This window comes from Pseudomonas sp. yb_5 (genome assembly GCF_043103865.1).
Lineage (GTDB): Bacteria > Pseudomonadota > Gammaproteobacteria > Pseudomonadales > Pseudomonadaceae > Aquipseudomonas > Aquipseudomonas putida_Y.
This window is the reverse complement of record NZ_JBICKE010000019.1, coordinates 21,767-48,527: the sequence shown is the minus strand read 5'-3', so window position 1 is coordinate 48,527 and position 26,761 is coordinate 21,767. Positions and strand designations below refer to the sequence as shown.

The following is a 26,761-nucleotide window of genomic DNA, read 5'->3' as shown; positions in this document are numbered from 1 at the left end:
CCGCATTCGCGGCTGAACCCGCTCCTACAGGGTGCATCTGATTGCTTCAGATCACTGGATTAACTGGATACGCAAGTGTATACACTTTCCGCAGAACAATAATGTGCGGGGAGTAGGGGCATGCGTATCTGGCGTAAGAGCATTCAGTGGCAATTGATCACCAGCATGGGCGCTGCCTTGCTGGCGAGCATCTTGGTTGTAGTCATTATCTTCACCGTGGCGCTCAACCGCCTCACCGACCGCTACCTGGTCGACACTGCCCTGCCTGCCAGCATCGAAGCCATCCGCAACGACATCGAGCGCATGCTGGGCCAGCCGCTGGTCGCTGCAGCGGACGTTGCCGGTAACACCCTGCTGCGCGACTGGCTTGCTGCCGGTGAAGATCCCGCGCAGGCACCCCAATTCATCGAATACCTGGCCGCCGCCAAGCAGCGCAATCAGGCCTTCACTGCGCTGTTCGCCTCGACCGAAACCGGCCACTACTACAACGAGAACGGCCTGGACCGTACCCTCAGCCGCAGCAACCCCAAGGACAAGTGGTTTTACGGTTATATCGACAGCGGCGCCGAGCGGTTCATCAACATAGACATCGATGGTGCCACCGGCGAGCTGGCACTGTTCATCGATTATCGTGTGGAAAAGGAAGGCAAGCTGGTGGGTGTGGCCGGCATGGGCCTGCGCATGACCGAGTTATCGAAGCTGATCCACGACTTCAGCTTTGGCGAGCACGGCAAAGTGTTTCTGGTACGCAACGATGGTTTGATCCAGGTGCATCCCGATGCTGCCTTCAGTGGCAAGCGTCAGCTTGCCGAGCAGCTTGGCGCGGACGCAGCCAAAGGCGTCATGACCGGAGGCGGGAGCCTGCGTAGCAGCCGCTTCAGCCGTGACGGTGAGCGCTACCTGGCGCTGGGCCTGCCGCTGCGCGACCTCAACTGGACCCTTGTGGCTGAAGTGCCAGAGTCGGAAATTTACGCGCAAATGCATCAGGCCGTCTGGCTGACCAGCCTGATCGGTGGCGCCGTAGCGTTGGTGTCACTGCTGTTGGTGGTACTGCTGGCGCGAGGCCTGGTGCGGCCGATCCGCCGCGTTACCGCCGCATTGGTTCAGATTGGCGGTGGAGCGGGTGATCTCAGCCACCGCCTGGACGATTCGCGCCAGGATGAACTGGGTGACCTGGCCCGTGGTTTCAACCGCTTCCTGGACAGCCAGCGCAGCCTGATCGGCGAGGTGCTGAGTACCTCCGAGCGGCTGCGGCGGGCCGTGGAGCAGGTAACCCAGGTGGTGGACAACACCGCCGAGCGCTCCGGGCGCCAGCAAGAGATGACCGAAATGGTCGCCACTGCTGTACACGAGATGGGCCTGACCGTGCAGGACATTGCCCGCAATGCCGGCGATGCGGCCCAGGCGTCGCAGTCGGCACGAGACGAGGCGTTGCAGGCCCGCGAGGTGGTGCAACGATCCATTCGTGGCATCGAGGGGATGTCGGGCGACATCGGCAAAGCGGCCGATGCGGTCAGCCAACTGGCCGACGAAGTCGCCTCGGTCGATGAAGTGCTCGCGGTAATCCGCAGCATTTCCGAGCAGACCAACCTGCTCGCGCTGAACGCTGCGATCGAGGCCGCGCGGGCAGGGGAGATGGGGCGCGGGTTCGCTGTGGTGGCCGATGAAGTTCGTACGCTGGCCAGGCGCACACAACTGTCCACCGATGAAGTGCAGCAGATGATCCAGCGGCTGAAGTTGGGTGCAGGTTCGGCGGTGAGTTCAATGCAGGCAGGGCAGCAGGCAACCGGCAGTGGTGTGGAGTCGAGCCAGCGCACCGGGGCATCGCTGAGCGCGATTACCGACCAGGTAGAGCACATCAGTGACATGAACCATCAGGTGGCCACGGCTACCGAGGAGCAGTCGGCGGTGACCGAGGAAATCAACCGGACAGTGCAGGGGATTTCCGATTTGGCGCGTGAGACGGCGGCTGAGGTGCAAGGGTGCCGCGAGGAGTGCCAGGCGTTGCGTGGGTTGGCTGATGACCTGGCGCGGCAGATGGGTGGGTTCAGGCTCTAGATCGCCGGGGCCGCAAGACGGCCCCGGCACTTGCTCAGCCACCAATGATCGTGCGGATATCCGCGGCCAGCTCACGCACCCGCGCTTCTTCGGTATCCCACGAGCACATGAAGCGCGCGCCACCGTTGCCGATAAAGGTATAGAAGCGCCAGCCCTTGCCCCGCAGCGCCTCGATGGCGTGCTCCGGCATCTGCAGGAACACCCCGTTGGCCTCAACCGGGAACATCAGCTCTACTCCCGGCAGGTCACTGACCAACGATGCCAGCAGCTGCGCGCAATGATTGGCGTGGTTGCCATGGCGTAACCAGGCGCCATCTTCCAGCAGCCCGACCCAGGGCGCCGACAAGAAGCGCATTTTCGACGCCAGTTGCCCTGCCTGCTTGCAGCGATAATCGAAGTCTTCGGCCAGTTGGCGGTTGAAGAACAGAATTGCCTCGCCTACCGCCATGCCGTTCTTGGTGCCGCCAAAGCACAGCACATCCACGCCGGCCTTCCAGGTCAGTTCGGCCGGGCTGCAGCCCAGGAATGCGCAGGCATTGGTAAAGCGTGCGCCGTCCATGTGCAGGTTCAGGCCCAGCTCCTTGCAGGTGGCGCTGATCGCCTTCAGCTCGTCGGGGCGGTACACCGTGCCTACTTCGGTAGCCTGGGTAATGGTCACCACGCGCGGCTTGGGGTAGTGGATATCCTGGCGTTTGAGCGCCACTTCGCGGATCGACTGTGGCGTCAGCTTGCCGTTGACGCTGGCCGCCGTCAGCAGCTTGGAGCCGTTGGAGAAAAACTCCGGTGCACCGCATTCGTCGGTTTCGACGTGGGCGGTCTCGGAGCAGATCACGCTGTGGTAGCTCTGGCACAGAGACGCCAGGGCCAGGGAGTTGGCCGCGGTGCCGTTGAAGGCGAAGAACACTTCGCAGTCGGTTTCGAACAGATTGCGGAAGTACTCCGATGCACGCTCGGTCCACTGGTCGTCGCCGTAGGCGCGGTCGTGGCCGCGGTTGGCTTTTTCCATCGCCGCCCAGGCTTCGGGGCAGATACCGGAATAGTTGTCGCTGGCGAATTGTTGGCTCTTGTCTGTCATGGCACGGTCCTGTGAACGACGCAGAACAGCACTCTAAACCATCGATTCAGCACTTGCCTATACAACCCGTGCAGCGATTTCTGTTCATTACTGTGCCGGCCTCTTCGCGGGCGCGCCCGCGAAGGGGCCCGCATGGGCGGCACAAAGAGAATGTCGTAAACGCGCCATTGCAAGGCGTGCGCAGGCATCTGACCCGACCCCGCCAGTCATAACATCGCCACAAAGGGCCACAGTGCCCCACGACAAAAAACGATCGCTGCCGGGAGATACACAATGTTCAGCAAGCAAGACCAGATCCAGGGTTACGACGATGCACTGCTGGCGGCGATGAATGCCGAAGAACAGCGCCAGGAAGATCACATCGAGCTGATCGCCTCGGAGAACTACACCAGCAAGCGCGTCATGCAGGCCCAAGGCAGCGGCCTGACCAACAAGTACGCCGAAGGCTACCCGGGCAAGCGTTACTACGGTGGCTGCGAGCACGTAGACAAGGTAGAAGCCCTGGCCATTGAGCGCGCCAAGCAGCTGTTCGGTGCCGACTACGCAAACGTCCAGCCGCACTCCGGCTCGTCGGCCAACGGCGCGGTCTACCTGGCCCTGCTGCAAGCCGGTGACACCATCCTGGGCATGAGCCTGGCCCACGGTGGCCACCTGACCCACGGCGCCAAAGTGTCGTCCTCGGGCAAGCTGTACAACGCTGTCCAGTACGGTATCGACACCAACACCGGCCTGATCGACTATGATGAAGTCGAGCGCCTGGCGGTCGAGCACAAGCCGAAAATGATCGTTGCCGGTTTCTCGGCCTACTCCAAGACCCTCGACTTCCCACGCTTCCGCGCCATCGCCGACAAAGTGGGCGCACTGCTGTTCGTCGACATGGCCCACGTTGCCGGCCTGGTTGCCGCTGGTCTGTACCCGAACCCGATCCCGTTCGCCGATGTGGTCACCACCACCACCCACAAGACCCTGCGCGGTCCGCGTGGCGGCCTGATTCTGGCCAAGTCGAACGAAGAGATCGAGAAAAAGCTGAACGCCGCTGTATTCCCGGGCGCCCAGGGTGGCCCGCTGATGCACGTGATCGCTGCCAAGGCGGTGTGCTTCAAGGAAGCGCTGGAGCCTGAATTCAAGGCCTACCAGCAGCAAGTGATCGAAAACGCCCAGGCCATGGCCAAGGTGTTCATCGACCGTGGCTACGATGTGGTTTCCGGTGGTACCGACAACCACCTGTTCCTGGTCAGCCTGATCCGTCAGGGCCTGACTGGCAAAGACGCCGACGCCGCCCTGGGTCGTGCGCATATCACCGTCAACAAGAACGCCGTGCCGAACGACCCGCAGTCGCCGTTCGTCACTTCGGGCCTGCGTATCGGCACCCCGGCCGTCACCACCCGCGGCTTCAAGGTCGCTCAGTGTGTGGCATTGGCTGGCTGGATTTGCGACATCCTCGACAACCTCGGTGACGCAGACGTCGAAGCCGATGTGGCGAAGAACGTCGCGGCCCTGTGCGCAGATTTCCCTGTCTACCGCTGAGTGGAGTCACACACCATGCAACGTTACTCGGGCTTCGGCCTTTTCAAGCACTCCCTCAGCCACCACGAAAACTGGCAGCGGATGTGGCGCACGCCAACCCCTAAAAAGGTTTACGACGTAGTCATCGTCGGCGGTGGCGGCCATGGCCTGGCCACGGCCTACTACCTGGCCAAAGAGCACGGCATCACCAACGTTGCCGTGATCGAGAAGGGCTACCTGGGCGGCGGCAACACCGCCCGTAACACCACCATCGTGCGTTCCAACTACCTGTGGGACGAGTCGGCGCACCTGTACGAGCACGCCATGAAGCTGTGGGAGGGCCTGTCCCAGGACCTCAACTACAACGTGATGTTCTCCCAGCGCGGTGTTTACAACCTGTGCCACACCCTGCAGGACATGCGTGACTCCGAGCGTCGGGTCAGCGCCAACCGCCTCAACGGCGTGGATGGCGAGCTGCTGAACACTGCCCAGGTTGCGGCCGAAATCCCGTACCTGGACTGCTCGAAGAACACCCGCTACCCGATCCTCGGCGCCACCGTACAGCGCCGTGGCGGCGTTGCCCGTCACGATGCCGTGGCCTGGGGCTTCGCCCGCGCTGCCGACGCCCTGGGCGTCGACCTGATCCAGCAAACCGAAGTGATCGGCTTCCGCAAGGAAAACGGCGCGGTCATCGGTGTGGAAACCAACAAAGGCTTCATCGGCGCCAAGCGCGTCGGCGTGGTCACCGCCGGTAACTCGGGGCACATGGCCAAGCTGGCCGGCTTCCGCTTGCCGCTGGAATCGCACCCGCTGCAAGCACTGGTATCCGAGCCGATCAAGCCGATCATCGACAGCGTGATCATGTCCAACGCCGTACACGGCTACATCAGCCAGTCCGACAAAGGCGACCTGGTGATCGGTGCCGGTATCGACGGCTGGGTCGGCTACGGCCAGCGCGGTTCGTACCCGGTGATCGAGCACACCCTGCAGGCTATCGTCGAGATGTTCCCCAACCTGTCGCGTGTTCGCATGAACCGCCAGTGGGGCGGCATCGTAGACACCTCGCCGGACGCTTGCCCGATCATCACCAAAACCCCGGTCAAGAACATGTTCTTCAACTGCGGTTGGGGTACTGGCGGCTTCAAGGCGACCCCCGGTTCGGGCAACGTCTTCGCCGCGAGCCTGGCCAAGGGCGAAATGCACCCACTGGCCGCGCCGTTCTCCATGGACCGTTTCTACAACGGCGCATTGATCGACGAACACGGCGCCGCCGCCGTCGCCCACTAACCGGAGACACCGTCATGTTGCATATTTTCTGTCCCCACTGCGGCGAGCTGCGCTCCGAAGAAGAGTTCCACGCCTCTGGCCAGGCGCACATCGCCCGCCCGCTGGACCCTAACGCCTGCTCCGACGAGGAGTGGGGTACCTACATGTTCTACCGTGACAACCCACGCGGTATTCACCATGAACTGTGGGACCACGTTGCCGGCTGCCGCCAGTACTTCAACGTCACCCGTGACACCGTGACCTACGAAATTCTGGAAACCTACAAGATTGGCGAGAAGCCGCAAGTGACCGCCAACGGCAAAGCCGCCAGCGCCACGTCGACCGTCAAAGGCCAAGGGGAAAAAGTATGAGCCAGACCTATCGCCTCGCCAGCGGCGGCCGTATCGACCGCAGCAAGGTCCTGAACTTCACCTTCAACGGCAAGACCTACCAGGGTTATGCCGGTGACAGCCTGGCCGCCGCGTTGCTGGCCAACGGCGTCGACATCGTCGGCCGTAGCTTCAAGTATTCGCGCCCGCGCGGCATCATCGCTGCCGGTACCGAAGAGCCGAATGCCATCCTGCAGATCGGCTCCAGCGAAGCTACCCAGATCCCCAACGTGCGCGCTACCCAACAGGCGCTGTACGCGGGTCTTGTCGCCACCAGCACCAACGGCTGGCCGAACGTCAACAACGACGTCATGGGCATCCTCGGCAAGGTTGGCGGCAGCATGATGCCGCCGGGTTTCTACTACAAAACCTTCATGTACCCCAAATCGTTCTGGATGACTTACGAGAAGTACATCCGTAAAGCCGCCGGCCTGGGCCGTGCGCCGCTGCAGAACGACCCTGACAGCTACGACTACATGAACCGGCACTGCGATGTGCTGATCGTCGGCGCCGGCCCTGCTGGCCTGGCTGCTGCACTGGCCGCTGCGCGCAGCGGTGCCCGTGTGATCCTGGCTGACGAGCAGGAAGAGTTCGGTGGCAGCCTGCTCGACACCCGCGAAACCCTCGACGGCAAGCCTGCCGCCGACTGGGTCAACGCCGTGGTCAAAGAGCTGGAAAGCCTGCCGGAAGTAACCCTGCTGCCACGTGCCACGGTCAACGGCTACCACGACCATAACTTCCTGACCATTCACGAGCGCCTCACCGACCACCTCGGCGATCGCGCCCCGATCGGCCAGGTTCGCCACCGCGTGCACCGCGTCCGCGCCAAGCGCGTGGTACTGGCTGCCGGCGCCCACGAGCGCCCGCTGGTGTATGGCAACAACGACGTGCCGGGCAACATGCTGGCCGGTGCTGTTTCCACCTATGTTCGCCGCTATGGCGTGGCGCCGGGTCGCAAGCTGGTACTGTCGACCAACAACGACCACGCCTATCGCGCCGCGCTGGACTGGCACGACGCAGGCCTGCAAGTGGTCGCCATCGCCGACGCCCGCCACAACCCACGTGGCTCGCTGGTTGAAGAAGCGCGTGCCAAAGGCATTCGCATCCTCACCTCCAGCGCCGTGGTCGAGGCCAAAGGCAGCAAGCACGTTACCGGTGCCCGCGTGGCGGCCATCGATGTGCAGGCGCACAAAGTCACCAGCCCAGGCGAAGTCCTCGAGTGCGACCTGATCGCGTCCTCGGGTGGTTACAGCCCTATCGTGCACCTGGCTTCGCACCTGGGCGGTCGCCCGGTATGGCGTGACGACATCCTTGGCTTCGTGCCGGGCGATGCGCCGCAGAAGCGTGAGTGCGTCGGTGGTATCAACGGCGTATATGCCTTGGGCGATGTGATTGCCGATGGCTTTGAGGGCGGCGTCCGCGCAGCCACCGAGGCCGGTTTCAAGGCCACTGTCGGCACCCTGCCAAAAACCGTGGCGCGCAAGGAAGAGGCCACTGTGGCACTGTTCCTGGTGCCGCACGACAAAGGCACCAAGGGGCCGAAGCAGTTCGTCGACCAGCAGAACGACGTGACCGCAGCCGGTATCGAGCTGGCCACCCGTGAAGGCTTCGAGTCGGTCGAGCACGTCAAGCGCTACACCGCGCTGGGCTTCGGTACCGACCAGGGCAAACTGGGCAACATCAACGGCCTGGCCATCGCCGCCCGTTCGATCGGCATCACCATCCCGGAAATGGGTACCACCATGTTCCGCCCCAACTACACGCCGGTGACGTTCGGCGCGGTAGCGGGCCGTCACTGTGGTCACCTGTTCGAGCCCGTGCGCTTCACTGCCCTGCATGCCTGGCACGTGAAGAACGGCGCCGAGTTCGAAGACGTCGGCCAGTGGAAGCGCCCGTGGTACTTCCCGAAAGCCGGTGAAGACATCCATGCTGCCGTGACTCGCGAATGCAAGGCCGTGCGCGACAGCGTGGGCCTGCTGGACGCCTCGACCCTGGGCAAGATCGACATCCAGGGCCCGGACGCGCGCGAATTCCTCAACCGCATCTACACCAACGCCTGGACCAAGCTCGACGTGGGCAAGGCCCGCTACGGCCTGATGTGCAAGGAAGACGGCATGGTCTTCGACGACGGCGTAACCGCTTGCGTCGGCGACAACCACTTCATCATGACCACCACCACCGGCGGCGCTGCCCGCGTGCTGCAGTGGATGGAGCTGTATCACCAGACCGAATGGCCAGAGCTGAAGGTGTACTTCACTTCGGTCACCGACCACTGGGCCACCATGACCCTGTCCGGCCCTAACAGCCGCAAGCTGCTGAGCGAGCTGACCGACATCGACATGGACAAGGAAGCCTTCCCGTTCATGACCTGGAAGGAAGGCAACGTCGGTGGCGTGCCGGCCCGCGTGTTCCGTATCTCGTTCACCGGCGAGCTGTCGTACGAAGTGAACGTGCAGGCCAACTACGCGATGGGCGTGCTGGAACAGATCATCGAAGCTGGCAAGAAGTACAACCTGACCCCGTACGGCACCGAGACCATGCACGTACTGCGTGCAGAGAAGGGCTTCATCATCGTTGGCCAGGACACCGATGGTTCGATGAACCCGGACGACCTGAACATGAGCTGGTGCGTTGGCCGCAACAAGCCGTTCTCGTGGATCGGCCTGCGTGGCATGAACCGCGAAGACTGCGTGCGTGAGAACCGCAAGCAGCTGGTGGGCCTGAAACCGGTCGACCCGACCAAGTGGCTGCCGGAAGGCGCCCAACTGGTGTTCGACCCGAAACAGCCAATCCCGATGGACATGGTCGGCCACGTCACCTCCAGCTACGCGTCCAACTCCCTGGGCTACTCGTTCGCCATGGGTGTGGTCAAAGGCGGCCTCAAGCGCATGGGCGAGCGTGTCTACTCGCCGCAGGCAGATGGCAGCGTGATCGAGGCGGAAATCGTGTCTTCGGTGTTCTTCGATCCGAAGGGTGAGCGGCAGAACGTCTAAGGCCCCCGGTCCAACCGGTGCCAGGCGTGGAATGAGCTCTCTGTGGGAGCGGGCGTGCCCGCGAAGAGGGCGGTGAATTCAACATCGCATTCGCGGGCATGCCCGCTCCCACAGGATGGCCGTCTCCCGCAGGCATCGTGGTCGAATCCAGAATTCAAGGCAGGTAAGAAATGAGCGCTATCAACGTCTTCCAGCAAAACCCCGGCGCCGAGGCCAAAGCCCAGTCGCCACTGCACCATGCCGACCTGGCCAGCCTGGTAGGCAAAGGCCGCAAGAACGCAGGCGTGACCCTGCGTGAACGCAAGTTCCTCGGCCACCTCACCCTGCGCGGTGATGGCCACAACCCGGAATTCGCCGCCGGCGTGCACAAGGCCCTTGGCCTGGAGCTGCCAGTGGCGCTGACCGTGGTCGCCAACAAGGATATGTCGCTGCAATGGGTCGGCCCCGACGAGTGGTTGCTGATCGTACCCGGCGGCCAGGAGCTGGCAGTCGAGCAAAAGCTGCGCGCGGCCCTTGAAGGCCAGCACATTCAGGTCGTCAATGTCAGTGGCGGGCAAAGCCTGCTGGAACTGCGCGGCCCGAACGTGCGCGACGTGCTGATGAAGTCCACCAGCTATGATGTTCACCCGAACAACTTCCCGGTGGGCAAGGCTGTGGGCACCGTGTTCGCCAAGTCGCAACTGGTGATCCGCCGCACTGCAGAAGACACCTGGGAGCTGGTGATTCGCCGCAGCTTTGCCGACTACTGGTGGCTGTGGCTGCAGGACGCTTCTGCCGAATACGGCTTGAGCATCGAAGCTTAAGGAGACCAGAACATGAGTCGGGCACCGGATACCTGGATTCTCACCGCCGACTGCCCGAGCATGCTCGGTACCGTCGACGTGGTGACGCGTTACCTCTTCGAGCAGCGCTGCTACGTGACGGAGCACCACTCCTTCGATGACCGGCAGTCGGGACGCTTCTTCATTCGCGTCGAGTTCCGTCAGCCGGACGATTTCGACGAGGCGGGCTTCCGGGCCGGCCTCGCCGAGCGCAGCGAAGCGTTCGGCATGGCTTTCGAGCTGACCGCACCCAACCACCGCCCCAAGGTGGTGATCATGGTGTCCAAGGCCGACCATTGCCTGAATGACCTGCTGTATCGCCAGCGTATTGGCCAACTGGGCATGGATGTGGTCGCGGTGGTGTCCAACCACCCTGATCTCGAACCGCTGGCGCAGTGGCACAAGATCCCTTACTACCACTTCGCCCTCGACCCCAAGGACAAGCCTGGGCAAGAACGCAAGGTGCTGCAGGTGATCGAGGAAACCGGCGCCGAGCTGGTGATCCTCGCGCGCTATATGCAGGTACTGTCGCCTGAGCTGTGCCGCCGTCTGGATGGCTGGGCGATCAATATTCACCACTCGCTGTTGCCGGGTTTCAAAGGCGCCAAGCCTTATCACCAGGCGTACAACAAGGGCGTGAAAATGGTTGGTGCCACGGCGCACTACATCAACAACGACCTGGACGAAGGGCCGATCATTGCCCAGGGCGTCGAGGTGGTGGATCACAGTCACTATCCCGAAGACCTGATTGCCAAAGGGCGGGATATTGAATGCCTGACCCTGGCGCGGGCTGTGGGTTATCACATCGAGCGGCGGGTGTTCCTCAACGCCAACCGGACTGTCGTTCTGTAATAACCGGTACCGGCCTCTTCGCGGCTAAAGCCGCTCCTACAGGTACAGCACAGCCCTCGGGTTGGTGCGGTCCCCGTAGGAGCGGCTTTAGCCGCGAAGAGGCCCGCGCCGGCCGCCCCTCTGTCTGCCCATATTCCCCAACGACAACCCTGCCGCTAAAAGGCATCTCCCTGTCGCTTCCAGTCAGTGCGTCCGGCCCCATCCGGCCCACAATTCCCTGCATTCCAGTAGTACATGCCGCCCACGGATGGCGGCGCTTCAACCAACGCTGCATAAATAATAATCAAGCGAGGTACAAGCAATGTCTGGCAATCGTGGAGTGGTATATCTCGGCGCCGGCAAGGTCGAAGTGCAACACATCGACTACCCGAAAATGCAGGACCCGCGCGGCAAGAAAATCGAACACGGCGTCATCCTGAAGGTGGTCTCCACCAACATCTGCGGTTCTGACCAGCACATGGTCCGTGGCCGCACCACTGCCCAGGTCGGCCTGGTCCTGGGCCACGAAATCACCGGTGAAATCGTCGAGAAGGGCCGCGACGTCGAGCGCATGCAGATCGGCGATCTGGTATCGGTCCCGTTCAACGTCGCCTGCGGTCGCTGCCGCTCCTGCAAAGAGATGCACACCGGTGTCTGCCTCACTGTAAACCCGGCCCGCGCCGGCGGTGCCTACGGCTACGTCGACATGGGCGACTGGACCGGCGGCCAGGCCGAATACGTGCTGGTGCCGTACGCTGACTTCAACCTGCTGAAGCTGCCCGAGCGTGACAAGGCCATGGAAAAGATCCGTGACCTGACCTGCCTGTCCGATATCCTGCCCACCGGCTATCACGGTGCCGTGACTGCTGGCGTTGGTCCAGGCAGCACTGTCTACGTTGCCGGTGCCGGCCCGGTCGGTCTGGCCGCCGCTGCCTCGGCGCGCCTGCTGGGCGCCGCCTGCGTGATCGTCGGTGATCTGAACCCGGCCCGTCTGGCCCATGCCAAGTCGCAAGGCTTCGAAGTGGTCGACCTGTCCAAGGACACTCCGCTGCACGAGCAGATCGTCGACATCCTCGGCGAGCCGGAAGTGGACTGCGCCGTCGACGCGGTCGGCTTCGAGGCCCGTGGCCATGGCCACGAAGGTGCCAAGCACGAGGCCCCGGCCACCGTGCTGAACTCGCTGATGCAAGTGACCCGCGTGGCCGGCAACATCGGTATCCCGGGCCTGTACGTGACCGAAGACCCAGGCGCGGTGGATGCTGCAGCCAAGATCGGCGCGCTGAGCATCCGCTTCGGCCTGGGCTGGGCGAAATCGCACAGCTTCCACACCGGCCAGACCCCGACCATGAAATACAACCGCCAGCTGATGCAGGCGATCATGTGGGATCGCATCAACATTGCTGAAGTGGTGGGGGTGCAGGTGATCAACCTGGATCAGGCGCCGGAAGGGTATGGCGAGTTTGATGCGGGTGTGCCTAAGAAGTTTGTGATCGACCCGCACAAGATGTGGGGCGCGGCTTGATCGCAGCCCATGATGCCCCTCGCTGAGAGGGGCGTTTTTTTGGGGCTGTGGGGCTAGCGGCGCACTGCCGATGCCCCACTGCTCACCCGAAACGTGCCTTTATCGTAAGCAGTCAGGTCGGACGGATCTGCCGCCCTGCGGGCCAACCACTCACCTATCATTACCAGCCCCTCGCGACGGTTTTGCAGATTGTTGATAATAGCCGGGCTCGCTGCGAACGTTGGATCCCCGAGCGCGTTCGCCGCTTCGGCGGCATGCAATTCCCTGCTGGCCTCCAGATAGCTATCGAGGCTGGTACGAGTGACATGCACCGTTGCTGGTCCCTTGTGCGGATCAGCAACTACCTCAATAAGCTCGGTTGTGCGCAACGTTCGGCGCGTCGAGGTGACGGCCATGGTTTTGCTGTTGCGCTGTGTTCCCACAGTCTGGATGACGGTATTGCTTGCGGTTTCATAGTGTTCGACCTCATAATGCCGCACGATGGGCGACTTTTGCGTGGTGAAGACGTGTGCGGGTAGCTTAGGCTTAGGGATGAGTAGCTGCTGGCTAGCAGGTTGAACAAGCGCCACTACATGTCCGCTTGGGTCGATGCGGTTGATCGGATCCCCGCTGCAATAGGCATAAGCGTTTACGCCACCACCTTCAAAGGGGCTCCAGCTGTCAGGGGAACCAAACCGCCTCAAGGCTGGGTGGTAGGCCCGATAGCCGTTGCCCAGCAGATAGCTGTTCGGCGCCGCAAGCAAAACCTCGCCATTGAAGCCCAGCTGCGTACGCGAGGAAGGTAATCCTGGATCGTGTCCATACGCCGAATAAGTGTGCTGCTCGTCTTCATCGGCTTGTTGCACCGACAGCACCGAGCCTTTGTCATCGGTGGCCAGCAAGCCGCAGGTTTGGGTGTCGCCTGTGCTCAGCTCTGCCAGCGGTTGTTCTGCATTTCGCAAGATGGCGCGATGCTGGTCCCCGTGTTTCACGGTTACGAGCTTGTTGTCGTAATAGAAGAAAAGGGAACTGTTCGATGCTTTGCTCATGATTCAAATCCCTACCGTGCTGGATGAATGAACGCGGCTTGCAACCCATTCTGAACTGCCACAGGAGTTTGGATACTGGCAGAAATAACAGTCTTAGATCGGTAGGTGAACCAAAACCCGGTGCACACGAAGTGCCCCATGCACAGCTGCCATGAAGGCGAAGCCTTGTGATTCATACCAAGGCAGCCTGTCAAAACTGGTCGCTGATTTCGCAGCGATCGCCCGATGTAAAAACCTGAAAGTCTTAGCAAAATTCGCGCGCTGAGCATCCGCTTCGGCCTGAGCCGGAGCAAATTGCACAGCTCCCACACCGGCCAGATAGCGACCAAGCATTACAACCGCCAGCTGATGCAGGCGATGATGTGGGATCGGATCAACATTGCTGAAGTGGTGGGGGGGGCAGGTGATCAACCTGGATCAGGCGCCGGAAGGGTATGGCGAGTTTGATGCAGGTGTGCCGAAGAAATTCGTTATCGACCCGCACAAAATGTGGGGTGCGGCGTAATCAGCGTCGAGTAAAAAGAGCCCCTCGCATCGAGGGGCTTTTTGTCTATTCTGATAAGGCATCTCGGCCGGAGGTGCTTGTAATAAGCCTTTCATCGCTTTTGAAATCGAGCGCCGCCCGCACATACCTCATCAGTTCCGAAGCCTGGTGAGTGGCCCTGGAGCGAAGGGCCACTGCGCAGTCATTTTCATGCAGACAGTTAATTACTTCGATTTTGGCCGGCGCGTCTCATTGTTTGAGTCGACTGCCCCGAATTGGTAGTTTCTGTCGTCATTAGGATCGTCATATTTTTTTTGCGTGTAGAACATGTTTCCACTATCGGTGTGCCCGCTCGTTGGGCGGTAAGTATCAGGTTTTGAACTTTTTATGGATTCTTCGGCGTAGTAATGTTCGGAGAAAATGTATGCATGATCTTTCTTTTCTACGTATTTATTTATGCCGTGTGCCTTTCTTTTGCTGTGTTTAAGCGTTTTTTGTACGGTTTTTGCATTGGCCTTAATTTGTTTCTCGACTGTTTTTCCTCCGTATGTTCTTTCCTCGACTAAACTGGTGAGATTGGTGGTTTGCTTTTTCAGTTCTGCATTAATAACCTCGATGCTTTCCAGACGCTGCTCCAATTTTACTTGGTTACTACGAAACCACGTTCTAGGCTTGAGAAGGCTCCACATCCCCGTTTCGTCTTTCCGATTGACTGGGTCATTCACACAGTACGCGAAAGCATTGAACCCGCCTCGGGCGAATGGGCTTTCAGCGTTGTCCGGTCCGATGAACCGTCTCATCTCGGTGCTAAAGCCACGGTGTCCCTGGCCTAGAAGATAAAGGTGCATGTTTTCCAATATGAACTCGCCGTTGAATCCCAACGCTGTGGATCCTGATGGCAGTTTGTCGTTGTATCCAAAGGGGGTATAGTTGTGATTGTTTTGCTTTCCGTCAGGCGTGCTCACGACAAGCACTGAGTCCATCTCATCCGTTGCGAGAAGCTGGGAGCTTCTTGCTTCTTTGCCAGCGGATTCAGCAAGAGGGAGCGTTCCAATCCGCAGGATTGAACGCTTCTGATCGTTTCCAATGACAGTGGTCAGTTTGTTGGTCTGGTAGAAATATTTGGGGGTATCAGGACTGTTTTTCACCGACGTGCTCCCGTTGTCTGCAGTTGGCCCCGGAAATGGATGGCGTGGGCACTACGATTATCTGGAGTGTCTTGAGCAATTGACTACTGGCAGAAATATCAGGTATGCGCCTGTTGGGGCCCGGAACAATCCCCCAGATTTCCAGTCAAACCCTTCGTTTTCCAGGCCATCCCGCCCGACGAGGTCCCTTCCGATGAAAGCACTCACCTTGGCAACCCTGATGACCCTGGCCGCCAGCCCGGTGTTCGCCTTCAACCTCAGCGACGCCGCCAATGCCGTGTCCGCCATGCAGAACCCGCAACAGCAAGGCCAGGTGCAGGCCCCCGAGGCGCAGGCCAATCTGCTCAACACCTTGGGCAGCGAATTGAAGATCACCCCCGAACAGGCCGTGGGCGGCGCAGGGGCGATGTTGGGGTTGGCGCGCAACAACCTTAGCAGTGAGGACTATGGCCAATTGACCAAGGCCGTGCCGGGTCTGGACCTGTTGTCCGGTGCCAATATGCTGGGTGGGTTGAGCGGGCTGGGCGATTTGCTGGGCAAGAACAGCGAAAGCCAGTCGGCATTGAGCAACGCGTTGGGCAACGACGTGGAGAACCGTAATGACCTGGACAATGCGTTCAAGGCACTGGGCATGGACACTGGAATGATCGGCCAGTTCGCCCCGCTGATCCTGCAGTACCTCGGCCAGCAGGGCATCGCCGGGTCGTTGCTGCAGAACCTGGGTAGCCTGTGGACCACCCCAGCGCCAGTGAGTACGCCATCGGTTTGAGATTATCACAAGGCCAGACGTCATACATCGAAGGTCTTGAGCGTCACTTCCAGGGCTCTGATTCGATATTGTGCTTCAGTCAGCCAGACTTCGCGTGATTCCATTTCTGTACGATATCGTTGGTCACTGATCCCTTGGATTTTGGCGAAGGCTTTCGAAGATGGTTTCAAAAGCTCGGTGTATTCTTGCTGTTTTTGCGCTGCGCGTTCAGTGAGATTTTTTATATAGATGGCTAATGACCGTCTTTCTTTGAGAAGGTGCTTTTTGTGGGCAATCTGTTCCTTCAGGTACGTCTTGATCGTTATGTCTTTGTTAAAGGCAACAGTCTTTGTTTTCGCCAAATGGTGTGAAGCGGAGTGCCTGGTGTTCAACAGAGGAGGCTCTATTACCTGCGCCGCAAGCTTTTTTTGTCAGCGGTGCTGTTCGGTGAGGTTTCGGGTTAGACTTTTGCTCCCAAAACTTTTGTAAATTGGCGAATTCCCGTTGTTGCCCTGTATCATCCCGGTAATTGATGGGGTCACAGGCACAGTATGCGTAGGCGTTATAGCCACCGTCGCTGAACGGGCTGAGATCATCGGGCTTGAGGAAGCGCATCAAGGCTGGACTATAGCTTCGGTATCCTCGCCCCAATGCATAGGTGCCAAGGAGCGGATCAAATCGTTCATCCTTGAAGCCTATTATCGTGGCTCTACCTGCTTGGCTGCCGATGTGCCCGTAAGGGCTGTAGACCAGGGCGGTGATTTTCACTTGAGAGCGGCTCGCAAGAGACATGCTGCTTAAGTCTTCGTCTTTGCGAGGCCGGGCACAACTAGCAGAATTATCAGGGGGCGCAACGTAACCGTGCTGATGTCAACCGGCTGCCTGCTTCGGCCTCTTCGCGGGTAAACCCGCTCCTACGCAGGTAGAGCCTATCCTTGGGGATGTGGTAATCCGCGTAGGAGCGGGTTTACCCGCGAAGAGGCCAGTTCAGGCGGCAGAGGTCTCAGCCCATCTCCGCCCGCAGCTGCTCGATCCGCTGGTCCTTCGCCACCCACAGCTGGTTCACCCAAGCCTGCACCGCCTGACGAAACTCGGGATCATTCTCGTAATCCCCCGCCCACAACGCCGGGTCCAGCTCCCGCACCTGAATGTCGATAATCACCCGGCTGATGCTGCCATTGAGCAGGTCCCAGAACCCCGGCGCCTTGTTGCCGGGGTACACGATGGTCACATCCAGCAGGGCATCCAGCTGCTCGCCCAATGCCGCGAGCACAAACGCCACACCACCCGCCTTGGGCTTGAGCAGGTAGCGATACGGCGACTGCTGCTCCTGGCGCTTGGCTTCGGTAAACCGGGTGCCCTCCAGGTAATTGACCACGGTCACCGGCTGGCGCTTGAACAGCTCGCAGGCCGCCTTGGTGATTTCCAGGTCCTTGCCCTTGAGCTCCGGGTGCTTTTCCAGAAACGCCTTGCTGTAGCGCTTCATGAACGGGTAATCCAGCCCCCACCAGGCCAGGCCCAGCAACGGTACCCAGATCAGTTCCTTTTTCAGGAAGAACTTGAAGAACGGTGTACGGCGGTTGAGGCTTTCGATCAACGCCGGGATGTCGACCCAGGTCTGGTGGTTACTCACGGCCAGGTACGAGGTGTCCTTGCGCAGGTTTTCCACGCCACGGATGTCCCACTGGGTAGGGATGCACAGGGCGAAGATGGCTTTGTCGATTTCCGACCAGGTTTCGGCCACCCACATCACCGCCCACGACGCGTAGTCGCGGCCACGGCCCGGCAACACCAGCTTGAGCAGGGCGAAGACCAGCAGCGGGCAGATCAACACCACAGTGTTGAGCAGCAGCAGGGTGGTAGTGAGAATGCCGGTCAGCAGGCGACGCATAAAGAGACTCTTGTTGTGGGAGATAAACGGTTGGCAATGATAAGCAGGGCGGTGGCCTACGCCAAATGTCCAATGCCCGGCGGCGCGAACAAATGTTTCACGTTATGTTGTTTAGTCTTGTGGAAGCGAACCTCTCTTGCCAGTGCAGTCTAAGCACTGACCCTTTTCAAGGAAGCCTGCCTGTGAAACCACTGCTAGCCCTGTTGTCGATGTTGGCGCTGCCGGTAATGGCCGCCGAGCCCACCCTCTACGGCCGTTACGAGAACATCGCCCTGCCCGAACTGGGTGAAACCCTGAAAGCCAAGATGGACACCGGCGCCTTCACCGCGTCGCTGTCGGCCAAGGATATCGAGCTGTTCACCCGCGATGGGGACGAGTGGGTGCGCTTCCGCCTGGCGACCAAGGACTCGGACGGCAAGGTGTATGAGCACAAGGTCTCGCGCATCAGCAAGATCAAGGGCCGTGCCGATGAAGAGGACGAAGGGGATGCGCCAGAGGTCTCCAAGCGCCCGGTGGTCGACCTGGCGTTGTGCCTGGGGGATGTGAAGCGCACCGTCGAGGTGAATCTGGTGGACCGCAGCAACTTCAACTACCCGCTGCTGGTGGGTTCCAAGGCGCTGCGCGAGTTCAAGGCGGCGGTAAACCCGGCGAAAAAGTTCACTGCTGGCAAGCCAGGCTGTTGATCTGAAGCGTGCGCCATACAATGTAGGAGCGGGCTTGCCCGCGAACACACATAATGTGGTGTCAGGCACCGGCCTCGCCGGTGTTCGCGGGCAAGCCCGCTCCTACACTGAGATGTGCCAACCTTCAAAACCGCAAGGCCGGACGCCATGCCCCATATCCTCATCGTCGAAGACGAAGCCGCCATCGCTGACACCCTGGTCTACGCCCTGCAGGCCGACGGTCACAGCACCGAGTGGGTAACCCTGGGCAGTGCCGCCCTCGACCAGCAGCGCCAGCGCCCGGCCGACCTGGTCATCCTCGACATCGGCCTGCCCGACATCAGTGGCTTCGAAACCTGTCGCCAGCTGCGCCGGTTCACCGAGGTGCCGGTGATGTTTCTCAGCGCCCGGGACGGTGAAATCGACCGCGTAGTAGGCTTGGAAATCGGCGCCGACGACTACGTGGTAAAACCTTTCAGCCCTCGTGAAGTGGCAGCGCGCGTTCGGGCGATCCTCAAACGCATGGCTCCGAGGGCCGAGGCTGCCGGCGGAACCACCTTGTTCCAGCTCGACACCCTGCGCATGCAGATCACCTACCGCAGCCAGCCGCTCACGCTGACCCGGCATGAGTTCCGCCTGCTGCAATGCCTGCTCGAACAACCGCAGCGGGTGTTCAGCCGCGAACAGCTGCTCGACGCTTTGGGCGTGGCCTCCGACGTGGGCTATGAGCGCACCATCGACAGCCATATCAAGAGCCTGCGCGCCAAGCTGCGCCAGGTAGCGGGTGATGCCGAGCCGATCCAGACCCATCGCGGCCTCGGTTACAGCTATAGCCCGGACCACGCCTGATGCGCTTGGGCATTCGCATCTTCCTGGTGTACTTCCTGTTCGTCGGCTTGGCCGGTTACTTCTTGCTCAATACCGTACGCGAACAGATTCGCCCGGTGGTACGCCAATCCTCTGAAGAAACATTGGTAGACACTGCCAACCTGCTGGCAGAAATCCTGCGGGATGAGGTCAAGGCCGGCACCCTGAACCAGGGCCGCCTGCCCGAGGTGCTCAAGGCCTACGGCTCGCGCAGCCCGGGCGCACAGATCTGGGGGCTGGCCAAGAACCAGGTCAGCCACCGCATCTACGTCACTGACGCCAAGGGCATCGTGTTGCTGGACTCCAGTGGCGAGGCCCTGGGCAAGGATTACTCGCAGTGGAATGACGTGCTGCTGACCCTGCGTGGCCAATATGGCGCCCGCTCCACCCGCAGCGATCCCAACGATGAAAGCACCTCGGTGATGCACGTTGGCGCACCGATCATCGACGACGGCAAGATCATCGGCGTTGTCACTGTCGCCAAGCCCAATAGCTCATTGCAACCCTACATTGACCGCTCCGAGCGGCGCCTGCTCACCCTGGGGCTGGGCCTGATCGGCCTGGGCTTGCTGATCGGCGCGGCTCTATCGTGGTGGCTTGCGCGCTCACTGCGCAAGTTGGCAGGTTATGCGCAGGCGGTCAGCGAAGGTGAGCGTGCGGAGCTTCCGCATTACAAGGGCGGCGAGCTGGCGAACCTGGCACAGGCAGTGGAGCGCATGCGCACCCAGCTGGAAGGCAAGGCCTATGTCGAGCGCTACGTGCACACCCTGACTCACGAGCTGAAAAGCCCGCTGGCGGCCATCCGTGGTGCTTCCGAGCTGTTGCAGGGCGAGGATATGCCCGCTGATCAGCGGGCACGCTTTGCCGGCAATATCGAGCGCGAGAGCAAGCGTTTGCAGCAGATGATCGAGCGGCTGCTCAACCTGGCCAGGGTCGAGCAGATGCAGGCGCTGGAGGACGAGCAGCAGGTGGCGCTGGCGGCGTTGGTCGATGAGTTGTTGCTGGCCCATGCGGCGCGTATCGAAGGCGCCAGTTTGCAGGTACGTCAGCGGGTGCCTGCCACTTTGCGTTTGCGCTGCGATCCGTTCCTGATGCGCCAGGCGTTGGCCAACCTGCTCGACAACGCGCTGGACTTCACCCCGGAAGGTGGCACGCTGCTGTTCGACCTGGAGCGCGATGGCGAACGGGTAGCGTTGAGTTTGTTCAACCAGGGGCAAGCGATACCGGCGTATGCCATCGGGCGGGTCAGCGAGCGGTTCTACTCGCTGCCGCGGCCCGGGAGCGGGCGCAAGAGCACTGGGCTGGGGCTGAATTTCGTGGCCGAGGTGATGCAGCTGCATGGCGGGGCCTTGGCGGTGGACAACGTCGATGGCGGGGTGCGGGTGCGGTTGTGGCTGCCGGTGCGGCGCATTAGCTGAGATAGCCGGGGCTGCACAGCAGCCCCAAATACACGTAAATCACACACGCTCTCCACAAAGCCTCCATGCAAGACGCAGACACTGCGCCCACTGCCACAGGAGGCCACATGAACAAGACCCTAGGTTTCAAACTCGGCATGATCGCCATGCTGATGTTGCTGTTGCTCATCCCACTACTGCTGATCAACGGCCTGATCGACGAACGCCAGGCCATGCGCGACGGCGTGCTGCGCGATATCGCCCAGAGCACCAGCTTCGATCAGCAACTCAGCGGCCCGCTGCTGGTGGTGCCTTACCGCAAGTACCAGCGCCGCTGGATCGAAAAGGACGGTGAGCGTACCCAGGAAACCAGCACCATCGCCGGCCACCTGTACTTTCTGCCGGAAACCTTCGACGCCGACCTGGGTGTGGACACCGAACTGCGCGCCCGAGGCATCTACCAGGCGCGGTTGTTCCACGCCAAAGGCCGTATCAGCGGCCGCTTCAAGCTCCCGGAGCATTGGGGGATCGACAAGGACTTTGACGACTACCGCTTCGACACGCCGTTCCTGGTGGTGGGCATCAGTGATATCCGCGGTATCGAAAGTGCTCTGGAGCTGAGCATGGACGAGCAAAAAGTGCCGTTCGAGGCCGGCACCCAGCTCGACTGGATGCGTGGCGGCGTGCACGCCAGCCTGCCGGGGCTGGACGGGCTACAGGCGCGAGCGTTCAGCTATGGCTTTGACCTGGCGCTGCAAGGTACCGGCCAGTTGCACGTGGTGCCCGTGGGCCGTACCAGCAGCGTGGACATGCGCGCCAACTGGCCGCACCCGAGCTTCGTCGGCAACTACTTGCCCAACCGCCGCGATATCGATGCTCAAGGCTTCAGTGCCCACTGGCAAACCTCGTTCTTCGCTACCAACCTTGAGGACGCGATACGCCAGTGCGCTAACGCCGGGCAGTGTGCAGATTTCAGTGAGCGCAGCTTTGGCGTGAGTTTTATAGACCCGGTGGACCAGTACCTGAAAAGCGAGCGGGCGATCAAATACGCGTTGTTGTTCATTGCCCTGACCTTTGCCGGTTTCTTCCTGTTCGAGGTAATGAAGAACCTGAGTGTGCACCCGGTGCAGTACATCCTGGTGGGCGTGGCGCTGGCGTTCTTCTATCTGCTGCTGCTGTCGTTGTCCGAGCACATCGGTTTTGGTTTGGCGTATGGGCTGTCGGCTTCAGCCTGTGTGCTGCTGATCGGCTTCTACCTGAGCCATGTGTTGCGCAGCCTGGGGCGAGGGGTGGGTTTTGCCGCGGGTTTGGCGGCGTTGTACGCGCTGCTCTTCGGGCTGCTGAGTGCCGAAGACTATGCGCTGCTGATGGGGTCGCTGCTGTGTTTCGGCCTGCTTGGGGTGTTCATGGTGCTGACCCGGCGGCTGGACTGGGCACGGGTGGGGAGGGCGGCATGAGGGAGGACAAAGAGATCGGGCGCTGGTTGGCCCTCAGGATCGGGCTGTTGTTTCCTGTGATACCGAGGTGAGGCCTTCGCGGGCACGCCCGCTCCCACAAGCCCACCACAGATAGCGAACACTGTGGAAACCTGTAGGAGCGGGTTCACCCGCGAAGGGGAACTGTCAGGCCACTGGCGCTGTAGCGACCATCGATGGCCGCTTGACCACCTCGGCATACCACGCCGCCAATCCAGGTTGGCGCTCACGCCAGCCGAATCCGGGCTGACGCAAATCCAGATAGCCCAGCGCACAGGCCACGCCAATCGCCGCCAGGTCGAAGCCGGACATCAGCTCCGGCAAGTGCTCCTGCTCCAGGTTGGCCAGGCTCCGGCGGATCTTGTCACCCTGCGCCTGCAGCCAGCCCTCCCAGCGCTTTTCTTCTGGCCGCAGGAAGCTCTCATAACGGCTCGACACCGCCGCATCCATGATCGCATCGGCCTGTGATACCAAGGTCATGCGCCGCCAGCGCGCCGAGCCTTCTCGCGGCAGCAGCGGCAGGCCTACGTGCTGCATGTCGAGGTACTCGCAGATTACCCGGCTGTCATGCAGCACGGTGCCGTCTTCCAGGCGCAGGGCCGGGATCTTGCCGATCGGGTTGTCCAGGTTGAGCTGCGGGTCGCCGCTCACCGGGCTGATGTTCACCGGCTGCAACTGCACACGCTCAAGCTGGCCGGTTTCGTGCAACACCACCATGACCTTGCGCACGAAAGGCGACAACGGCGAGTGGAACAGGGTCATCGTGCTCATGCTTCAGTTACCTTGCAGGCTGGGTGGCAGACACACGCCGGTGCCACCGATGCCGCAGTAGCCGTCCGGGTTCTTGGCCAGGTACTGCTGGTGGTAGGCCTCGGCGAAATATACGGTCGGTGCCTGGTCGATTTCGGTGGTGATTTCACCGAAGCCGGCCTTGCTCAGCTCGGCCTGGAAGGCGTCGCGGCTGGCCTTGGCCTGTTCCAGCTGTTCCGGGCTGGTGCAGTAGATGGCCGAGCGGTATTGGGTGCCGATGTCGTTGCCCTGGCGCATGCCTTGGGTCGGGTTGTGCAGCTCCCAGAACATCGCCAGCAGTTCGCGGTAGCTGACCTTGTCCTTGTCGAACACCACCAGCACCACTTCGGTGTGGCCGGTCAGGCCCGAGCAGACTTCTTCGTAGGTAGGGTGCGGGGTGAAGCCGCCGGCGTAGCCGACCACGGTGCTGACCACACCTTCACGCTGCCAGAAGCGGCGCTCCGCGCCCCAGAAGCAGCCCAGGCCGAAGATGGCGAAGTCGATGGCGCCTTCGAAGAACGGGCCGAGCAGCGGGGTGTCTTTGAAGACGTAGTGGAACTCGGGCAGGCTCATTGGCGTGTCGCGGCCAGGCAGGGCCTGTTCCGCAGTGGGCATGACGTTTTTGTTCACCAGGATTTCCGAACGCAGGACCATGGCCGTTCCTCTGTGTTTATTCAGTGGGGGAGTGGTTTGGGCCTTCGCGGGCATGCCCGCTCCCACAGGTACAGCACAGGTTTCAAAGGTTGTGGTGTTCCTGTGGGAGCAGGCGTGCCCGCGAAAGGGCCCGAATGGCTTCTATAGTGCCCGAGGATTACGCAGCTGTCAGGCCAGCGGGCCACGCGGATAGCGCTTCAGCCGTTCAGCCAGCTCGCGCCCGGGAATTGGCCGGTCGAACAGGTAACCCTGGCCCACGTCGCAGCGGTGGCGGCGCAGGAACGCCAGTTGCTCCGGCGTCTCGATCCCTTCGGCCACCACCTTCAGCTTCAGGTTATGGGCCATGGCCACCACCGCCGAGGTGATTTCCATGTCGTCCTGGTTGTCGGGGATTTCGTTGATGAAGCTGCGATCGATCTTGAGGATGTCGATCGGAAACTTCTTCAGGTAGCTCAGCGACGAATAACCGGTGCCGAAGTCGTCCATGGCCAAGGTCAGGCCCAGGGCCTTCAGTTCATCCAGCTGGCGGTGGGTGTCCTCGCTGGCTTCCAGCAGCAGGCCTTCGGTCAATTCCAGCTCCAGCAGGTGCGGGGGCAGGGCTTCTTCCTTGAGGATGGTGCTGATTGACGCCACCAGGTCCGGGTCGGAGAACTGTTTGGGCGACAGGTTGATGGCTACATGCAGGTTGCCCAGGCCGGCCTTGCGCAGTTGCTGGCTCATGCAGCACGCCTGGCGCACCACCCATTTGCCGATAGGGATGATCAGGCCGGTTTCCTCGGCCACGCTGATGAACTGGTCCGGGCGGATCATGCCGCGTTCGGGGTGGTTCCAGCGCAGCAGCGCCTCCAGGCCCAGCAGGCGACCGCTACGCAGGCACAGCTTGGGCTGATAGAACACGTCCAGCTCGTTCTGGGTCAGGGCACGGCGCAGGTTGTTTTCGACGAACAGCTTGTAGCTGGCTTCGGCATTGAGCACTTCGGTAAACACCTGTACCTGGTGTTTACCGTTGGCCTTGGCCTTGTGCAATGCAAGGCCGGCATTCTTCATCAGGCTGGCTGGGTCGACGCCGTGCAACGGTGCACAGGCCAAGCCTACCGAGGCGGTGACGTTGATCAACTGGTTATCGACGAACATCGGCTTGTCGAGGGTGCACAGCAACTGCTGGGCAACGCCTTGGCCATCTTCAAGGCTGGTGTCGTCGAGCAGCACGGCGAACTCGTTACTGGCAAAGCGCGCGAGGATGCCACCGCTGTGCAGGCTGTTGCGCAGACGCCTGGCCAGGCTGATCAGCAGCTTGTCGCCGGTCTGGTGGCCAAGGCTGTCGTTGATGCGCTTGAAGTTGTCGATGTCCACCAACAGCAGGCACATCGAGCTTTCGCCATCGCGGGCGAAGCGCTCGTCCAGGCTGCGAATGAACGCCGGGCGATTGCCCAGGTTGGTGAGGTTGTCGGTGTAAGCCAGGCGCTCGATGCGTTGCTGGGCCAGCTTGGTCTGGGTGACGTCTTCGTAGATGCCGATGTAGTGGGTCAGCTCACGGTTGTCACCGTATACCTTGGAGATCGACAACTGGCCCCAGTACGGCTCCAGGTTCTTGCGCCGGCTCTTGAACTCGCCCTGCCAACTGTTGCCCATGGCCAGGCTCGACGGCGAGTCGAACAGCAGTTCGCTGAGGTTCTCCAGTGCCGGTAGCTCGCCCAACTGGCGGCCCTGCACTTCGTCGGTACTGTACTGGGTGATGGCGGTGAAGCTGGGGTTGACGTACTCCACCCGGCCGTCGCGGTTCACCAGCAGAAAGGCGCTGGCGCTCTGCTCGACCGCGCGCTGGAACAGATGCAGGGCGCTGGCCGCGGCCCGCCGTTTGTGGTTTGTGATCACTTGGGCGAACTGGTCGGCCAGCTCGCCGGCAAAGGCAATCTCGTCCGACTGCCAGGCCCTTGGCTGGCCGCTTTGCTCCAGGCACAACACGCCGATCACCTGGCCATCGACGCGGATGCTGGCGTCGAGCATGGCCTTGTTTTCCGGGCGCATGCTTTGCGCCAGAGCACGGGTACGCGGGTCGTGGCCGGCGTTGTGAGCGTCAATGGCGCGGCTTGCGTGCAGTGCATCCAGGTAGTCGGGGAAGCGGCTGGCATCGATGGCTTCGGGCTGGCGGTGCTCCTGCGCATCGCGGTACCAGGCGATGATCGGTTCCAGGCGTTGGTCTTCCAGGTGCCAGATGCTGGCGCAGTCGACCTTGTAGATTTCGCAGGCGCTCTGGGTGATCAGTTGGGCCGCTTCGAGTAGCGAGTTGCCCGCGCTGTAGCGCTGGCGGGCGAGGCGCAGGATAAGGTCCTGCTGGCCGCGCACACGCTCCAGGTGCTCCAGCTGTTCTTGCTGTGTGCGCTGGTTCAGTTGCAGGGCCAGCTGCAAGCGATTGTTGCGTGACTCCAGGTCGCTGGCGCCAAGTTCGCCGCTATCTTCCTGCTGGTCGTCGAGTACGCTCAGGTAGCCGCGTAACAGCTGGCGGTTGTGTTGTTTGTAAGCTTCACCCGCTTCCAGCAGGCGCAGCGAGGTGCTCGGCGTGTGCAGGGTGTAACGCACGCGGTAGTAGCCGCGTTGGGCCAGTTGCAACTGGATTTCGTCGTGCAGCCGGTAGCGTGCTTCGGGTTCCATCAGGCTAGCGTAGGGCGCGTCAATCAGGGCACACAGCTCGCCGGTTTGCATGCCGAACTGGCGCTCACAGGCCGGGTCAAGGTAGAGCATGGCCCAGGTGGCTTCGTTGAGCCTTTCGAAACGCAGCATGCCGAGCCGCGAGGGCACGGGTAACTGCGTCACGACCTCGGCCGCCACACGGCTGGCGGCATCGGGTTGGCTTTTCATCGAAGACTCGCTTGAAGAGGGAACGCTGCCTTTTGGCTGCGGCGGATTTGGCAAGGTTGCATCATGTCCCGAGGGCTGGCAAGCGGCCATGCTTGATGCTGTGGACAGGTTATCGGCTGACGTGGCCGATTCTGTAGTTTGGCTGGAGATTTTGGGGCCGCTTTGCGGCCCATCGCGACACAAGGCCGCTCCCACACGGATCGCGCCAGCTTTCAGAAATTGAGCAAGACAGTTGCCCCCACAATGGACTGCGATTGCCTGTGGGAGCGGCCTTGTGTCGCGAAAGGAGGGCGAAGCC

Annotated in this window: 22 protein-coding genes and 2 pseudogenes; 15 read left to right on the top strand and 9 right to left on the bottom strand. The window is 61.3% G+C overall.

The genetic code is table 11. The annotated features are described in order from the left end of the window. Positions 1 to 120 precede the first annotated feature (120 nt). Positions 121 to 1,194 (top strand): annotated as a pseudogene (gene mcpH, locus ACF8GF_RS02520) (methyl-accepting chemotaxis protein McpH); the annotation flags it as partial. A 126-nt stretch (positions 1,195 to 1,320) separates the two neighbouring features. Continuing rightward, positions 1,321 to 2,058: a methyl-accepting chemotaxis protein gene (locus tag ACF8GF_RS02515; RefSeq protein WP_370588310.1), complete on the top strand. Its 738-nt coding sequence runs from the start codon at positions 1,321 to 1,323 to the stop codon at positions 2,056 to 2,058. Between the two features lie 34 nt (positions 2,059 to 2,092). On the opposite strand, the gene ACF8GF_RS02510 is transcribed toward ACF8GF_RS02515, so the two are convergent. After that, positions 2,093 to 3,133 carry a low specificity L-threonine aldolase gene (locus ACF8GF_RS02510; protein ID WP_176683563.1) on the bottom strand — a complete coding sequence of 347 codons (1,041 nt, stop codon included), beginning with the start codon at positions 3,131 to 3,133 and terminating at the stop codon, positions 2,093 to 2,095. A 273-nt stretch (positions 3,134 to 3,406) separates the two neighbouring features. On the opposite strand from ACF8GF_RS02510, the gene ACF8GF_RS02505 reads away from it, so the two are divergent. The 7 genes from ACF8GF_RS02505 to fdhA all read left to right on the top strand — a co-directional run bounded on the left by ACF8GF_RS02505 (position 3,407) and on the right by fdhA (position 12,461). Next, entirely contained in the window at positions 3,407 to 4,660 is a 1,254-nt protein-coding gene (locus tag ACF8GF_RS02505; RefSeq protein WP_021782655.1) for a serine hydroxymethyltransferase, read from the top strand. A 15-nt stretch (positions 4,661 to 4,675) separates the two neighbouring features. Continuing rightward, on the top strand, positions 4,676 to 5,926 hold the full coding sequence (locus ACF8GF_RS02500; RefSeq protein ID WP_003255680.1) for a sarcosine oxidase subunit beta family protein: 1,251 nt from the start codon (positions 4,676 to 4,678) through the stop codon (positions 5,924 to 5,926). 14 nt (positions 5,927 to 5,940) lie between these two features. Further along, positions 5,941 to 6,276, top strand: coding sequence for a sarcosine oxidase subunit delta (locus ACF8GF_RS02495; RefSeq protein ID WP_003255679.1), 336 nt, complete (start codon positions 5,941 to 5,943; stop codon positions 6,274 to 6,276). Beyond that, a complete protein-coding gene (locus ACF8GF_RS02490) occupies positions 6,273 to 9,287 on the top strand; it encodes a sarcosine oxidase subunit alpha (RefSeq protein WP_021782656.1) in 3,015 nt (1,004 codons plus the stop codon). The genes ACF8GF_RS02495 and ACF8GF_RS02490 overlap by 4 nt, the downstream gene beginning before the upstream one ends. 170 nt (positions 9,288 to 9,457) lie before the next feature. Next, positions 9,458 to 10,090 (top strand): sarcosine oxidase subunit gamma, encoded by a 633-nt coding sequence (locus ACF8GF_RS02485; RefSeq protein WP_014589391.1) that lies wholly within the window; start codon positions 9,458 to 9,460, stop codon positions 10,088 to 10,090. A 12-nt stretch (positions 10,091 to 10,102) separates the two neighbouring features. Then, positions 10,103 to 10,960, top strand: coding sequence for a formyltetrahydrofolate deformylase (gene purU / locus ACF8GF_RS02480; protein WP_016714526.1), 858 nt, complete (start codon positions 10,103 to 10,105; stop codon positions 10,958 to 10,960). A 301-nt stretch (positions 10,961 to 11,261) separates the two neighbouring features. After that, the gene (fdhA, locus tag ACF8GF_RS02475; protein ID WP_011953256.1) at positions 11,262 to 12,461 is read left to right on the top strand and encodes a formaldehyde dehydrogenase, glutathione-independent; all 1,200 of its coding nucleotides are present in this window, start codon (positions 11,262 to 11,264) and stop codon (positions 12,459 to 12,461) included. Positions 12,462 to 12,514: 53 nt separating this feature from the next. On the opposite strand, the gene ACF8GF_RS02470 is transcribed toward fdhA, so the two are convergent. After that, on the bottom strand, positions 12,515 to 13,489 hold the full coding sequence (locus ACF8GF_RS02470; RefSeq protein ID WP_392487843.1) for an RHS repeat-associated core domain-containing protein: 975 nt from the start codon (positions 13,487 to 13,489) through the stop codon (positions 12,515 to 12,517). A gap of 93 nt (positions 13,490 to 13,582) precedes the next feature. After that, positions 13,583 to 13,822: a hypothetical protein gene (locus tag ACF8GF_RS02465; RefSeq protein WP_176683474.1), complete on the bottom strand. Its 240-nt coding sequence runs from the start codon at positions 13,820 to 13,822 to the stop codon at positions 13,583 to 13,585. Here ACF8GF_RS02465 and ACF8GF_RS02460 point away from each other — a divergent pair. Further along, positions 13,745 to 13,994, top strand: a pseudogene (locus ACF8GF_RS02460) (formaldehyde dehydrogenase, glutathione-independent); the annotation flags it as partial. The gene ACF8GF_RS02465 and the pseudogene ACF8GF_RS02460 sit on opposite strands and share 78 nt — an antisense overlap. A gap of 203 nt (positions 13,995 to 14,197) precedes the next feature. Here the strand turns inward: ACF8GF_RS02460 and ACF8GF_RS02455 are convergent. Beyond that, positions 14,198 to 15,121, bottom strand: a complete 924-nt coding sequence (locus ACF8GF_RS02455) for an RHS repeat-associated core domain-containing protein (RefSeq protein ID WP_392487842.1) — start codon at positions 15,119 to 15,121, stop codon at positions 14,198 to 14,200. A 193-nt stretch (positions 15,122 to 15,314) separates the two neighbouring features. On the opposite strand from ACF8GF_RS02455, the gene ACF8GF_RS02450 reads away from it, so the two are divergent. Continuing rightward, positions 15,315 to 15,890, top strand: a complete 576-nt coding sequence (locus tag ACF8GF_RS02450; protein ID WP_020191608.1) for a DUF2780 domain-containing protein — start codon at positions 15,315 to 15,317, stop codon at positions 15,888 to 15,890. 312 nt (positions 15,891 to 16,202) lie between these two features. Here ACF8GF_RS02450 and ACF8GF_RS02445 read toward each other — a convergent pair whose 3' ends face one another. Together ACF8GF_RS02445 and ACF8GF_RS02440 are read right to left on the bottom strand one after the other, a co-directional pair. Further along, positions 16,203 to 16,661 carry an RHS repeat-associated core domain-containing protein gene (locus tag ACF8GF_RS02445; RefSeq protein WP_256122341.1) on the bottom strand — a complete coding sequence of 153 codons (459 nt, stop codon included), beginning with the start codon at positions 16,659 to 16,661 and terminating at the stop codon, positions 16,203 to 16,205. Between the two features lie 211 nt (positions 16,662 to 16,872). Then, positions 16,873 to 17,760 (bottom strand): acyltransferase, encoded by an 888-nt coding sequence (locus tag ACF8GF_RS02440; protein WP_076402456.1) that lies wholly within the window; start codon positions 17,758 to 17,760, stop codon positions 16,873 to 16,875. 182 nt (positions 17,761 to 17,942) lie between these two features. Here ACF8GF_RS02440 and ACF8GF_RS02435 point away from each other — a divergent pair, with 182 nt between their 5' ends. The 4 genes from ACF8GF_RS02435 to creD all read left to right on the top strand — a co-directional run bounded on the left by ACF8GF_RS02435 (position 17,943) and on the right by creD (position 22,143). Next, complete coding sequence (locus ACF8GF_RS02435) at positions 17,943 to 18,443, top strand: ATP-dependent zinc protease (RefSeq protein ID WP_176683559.1); 501 nt, start codon at positions 17,943 to 17,945, stop codon at positions 18,441 to 18,443. Positions 18,444 to 18,590: 147 nt separating this feature from the next. Beyond that, positions 18,591 to 19,271 carry a two-component system response regulator CreB gene (gene creB, locus ACF8GF_RS02430; RefSeq protein WP_176683558.1) on the top strand — a complete coding sequence of 227 codons (681 nt, stop codon included), beginning with the start codon at positions 18,591 to 18,593 and terminating at the stop codon, positions 19,269 to 19,271. Beyond that, entirely contained in the window at positions 19,271 to 20,707 is a 1,437-nt protein-coding gene (gene creC, locus ACF8GF_RS02425; protein ID WP_392460596.1) for a two-component system sensor histidine kinase CreC, read from the top strand. Before creB ends, creC begins: the two co-directional genes overlap by 1 nt. A 107-nt stretch (positions 20,708 to 20,814) precedes the next feature. Next, entirely contained in the window at positions 20,815 to 22,143 is a 1,329-nt protein-coding gene (gene creD / locus ACF8GF_RS02420; RefSeq protein WP_392460595.1) for a cell envelope integrity protein CreD, read from the top strand. A gap of 165 nt (positions 22,144 to 22,308) precedes the next feature. Here the strand turns inward: creD and ACF8GF_RS02415 are convergent, their stop codons facing one another. The 3 genes from ACF8GF_RS02415 to ACF8GF_RS02405 all read right to left on the bottom strand — a co-directional run bounded on the left by ACF8GF_RS02415 (position 22,309) and on the right by ACF8GF_RS02405 (position 26,463). Then, positions 22,309 to 22,932 carry a glutathione S-transferase gene (locus ACF8GF_RS02415; protein WP_392460594.1) on the bottom strand — a complete coding sequence of 208 codons (624 nt, stop codon included), beginning with the start codon at positions 22,930 to 22,932 and terminating at the stop codon, positions 22,309 to 22,311. A gap of 3 nt (positions 22,933 to 22,935) precedes the next feature. Further along, positions 22,936 to 23,604 carry a peptide-methionine (S)-S-oxide reductase MsrA gene (msrA, locus tag ACF8GF_RS02410; protein WP_010951691.1) on the bottom strand — a complete coding sequence of 223 codons (669 nt, stop codon included), beginning with the start codon at positions 23,602 to 23,604 and terminating at the stop codon, positions 22,936 to 22,938. Between the two features lie 168 nt (positions 23,605 to 23,772). After that, complete coding sequence (locus tag ACF8GF_RS02405; RefSeq protein WP_392487841.1) at positions 23,773 to 26,463, bottom strand: putative bifunctional diguanylate cyclase/phosphodiesterase; 2,691 nt, start codon at positions 26,461 to 26,463, stop codon at positions 23,773 to 23,775. Positions 26,464 to 26,761 lie beyond the last annotated feature (298 nt).